General features: G+C 53.7%; 1 tRNA gene and 2 rRNA genes (1 of these 3 cut by a window edge). All 3 read right to left on the reverse strand.

What is annotated here, in order from left to right:
• Positions 1-77: transfer RNA gene (locus OK142_RS24920), tRNA-Met, on the reverse strand.
• A 224-nt stretch (positions 78-301) separates the two neighbouring features.
• A 5S ribosomal RNA gene (rrf, locus tag OK142_RS24925) occupies positions 302-416 on the reverse strand.
• A gap of 251 nt (positions 417-667) precedes the next feature.
• Positions 668-2,500: ribosomal RNA gene (locus tag OK142_RS24930) — 23S ribosomal RNA — on the reverse strand (it continues 1,053 nt past the right edge of the window).

The following is a 2,500-nucleotide window of genomic DNA, read 5'->3' on the forward strand; positions in this document are numbered from 1 at the left end:
TGGTTGCGGGGGCAGGATTTGAACCTGCGGCCTTCAGGTTATGAGCCTGACGAGCTACCGGGCTGCTCCACCCCGCGTTACCGGCGTAAATCCCTATTGGATTTATCGCGACTGCATCACAGCGAAGCTATGATGTATATTGCCGGATCAAATTGCCGAAGGCGATTTGTCTCCTGTGAGGGACGCACGAGGCGTTTGCCTTATGGTTTTATGTCCCGGAATGCAAAAAGGCCGCTTGATGCGGCCCTTCGTATCGGCTGGGCCGAAGTGTGATTGAGAAGATGTTTGTTGCGTTTTGCAGACCTGGCAGCGACCTACTCTCCCGCGTCTTGAGACGAAGTACCATTGGCGCTGGGGCGTTTCACGGCCGTGTTCGGAAAGGGAACGGGTGCAGCCGCCCCGCGATAACCACCAGGTCGGCAAAACGCAACAGAGTTCATGTTTTCACATGAGTGTTGTTTCGAGAAGCTGGGAAGCTTGCGCTTCATTTAATTTAACACGTCTTTCTGTGACCCGTCCGTATTGCTCCCTTGCTCAACAATGAGCGTGGCAGCCATACAGACCAGAGGTCGTCGCGCCCTATGGCGCGGCCCGTCCGGAGCCCTTCGGGCGTCAGGACAGAACAATGATGTCATCAAGCTCTGCTTGATGAACATATTCAATGGGAACGAAGAAGTCGATCGAGCTATTAGTAACGGTAAGCTTCACATGTTGCCATGCTTCCACACCCGTCCTATCAACGTGGTCGTCTTCCACGGCTCTGATAGGGAACACTCGTTTTCAGGTTGGTTTCCCGCTTAGATGCCTTCAGCGGTTATCCATTCCGTATATAGCTACTCTGCTATGCCCTTGGCAGGACAACAGATCCACCAGAGATACGTCCATCCCGGTCCTCTCGTACTAGGGACAGATCCTGTCAATATTCCTACACCCACGGCAGATAGGGACCGAACTGTCTCACGACGTTCTGAACCCAACTCACGTACCGCTTTAAATGGCGAACAGCCATACCCTTGGGACCTGCTCCAGCCCCAGGATGCGATGAGTCGACATCGAGGTGCCAAACAACCCCGTCGATATGGACTCTTGGGGGTCATCAGCCTGTTATCCCCGGCGTACCTTTTATCCGTTGAGCGATGGCCCTTCCACACGGGACCACCGGATCACTATGACCGACTTTCGTCTCTGCTCGACTTGTCAGTCTCGCAGTCAGGCGGGCTTATGCCATTGCACTCGACGACCGATTTCCGACCGGTCTGAGCCCACCATCGCGCGCCTCCGTTACTCTTTCGGAGGCGACCGCCCCAGTCAAACTACCCACCATACACTGTCCCGGATCCGGATAACGGACCGCGGTTAGACATCCACGAAGATAAGGGTGGTATTTCAAGGATGGCTCCACAAGAACTGGCGTCCCTGCTTCAAAGCCTACCACCTATCCTACACATGCCTTGGCGAATGCCAGTGTAAAGCTATAGTAAAGGTGCACGGGGTCTTTCCGTCTGACCGCAGGAACCCCGCATCTTCACGGGGAATTCAATTTCACTGAGTCTATGTTGGAGACAGCGGGGAAGTCGTTACGCCATTCGTGCAGGTCGGAACTTACCCGACAAGGAATTTCGCTACCTTAGGACCGTTATAGTTACGGCCGCCGTTTACTGGGGCTTCAGTTCAGAGCTTGCACCCCTCCCTTTAACCTTCCAGCACCGGGCAGGCGTCAGACCCTATACGTCGTATTGCTACTTCGCAGAGCCCTGTGTTTTTGATAAACAGTCGCTACCCCCTGGTCTGTGCCACCCCATCATAGTTGCCTAAAATGGGGTCACGCTTCTTCCGAAGTTACGCGTGCAATTTGCCGAGTTCCTTCAACATAGTTCTCTCAAGCGCCTTGGTATACTCTACCTGACCACCTGTGTCGGTTTCGGGTACGGTCTATACGGTGGAGCTATTTCCTGGAACCTCTTCGCCGCACATTCAATCCAATAAGAATGTACAACACACGAGATCCGTCACTACCACCAGGCCCACGAATATTAACGTGGTTCCCATCGACTACGCGTGTCCGCCTCGTCTTAGGGGCCGGCTAACCCTGCTCAGATTAACTTTAAGCAGGAACCCTTGGTCTTTCGGCGAGGGAGTCTCTCACTCCCTTTATCGTTACTCATGTCAACATTCGCACTTCCGATATCTCCAGCAGCCCTCACGGGTCCGCCTTCACAGACTTACGGAACGCTCCGCTACCACATGCCTTACGGCATATCCTCAGCTTCGGTGCATGGCTTTAGCCCCGTTACATTTTCGGCGCAAAGACCCTTATTTAGACCAGTGAGCTGTTACGCTTTCTTTAAATGATGGCTGCTTCTAAGCCAACATCCTGGTTGTTTTGGGATCCTCACATCCTTTCCCACTTAGCCATGACTTGGGGACCTTAGCTGGAGGTCAGGGTTGTTGCCCTTTTCACGACGGACGTTAGCACCCGCCGTGTGTCTGCCGACTAGTA

Source organism: Agrobacterium sp. BT-220-3, assembly GCF_025910175.1.
Lineage (GTDB): Bacteria > Pseudomonadota > Alphaproteobacteria > Rhizobiales > Rhizobiaceae > Agrobacterium > Agrobacterium oryzihabitans.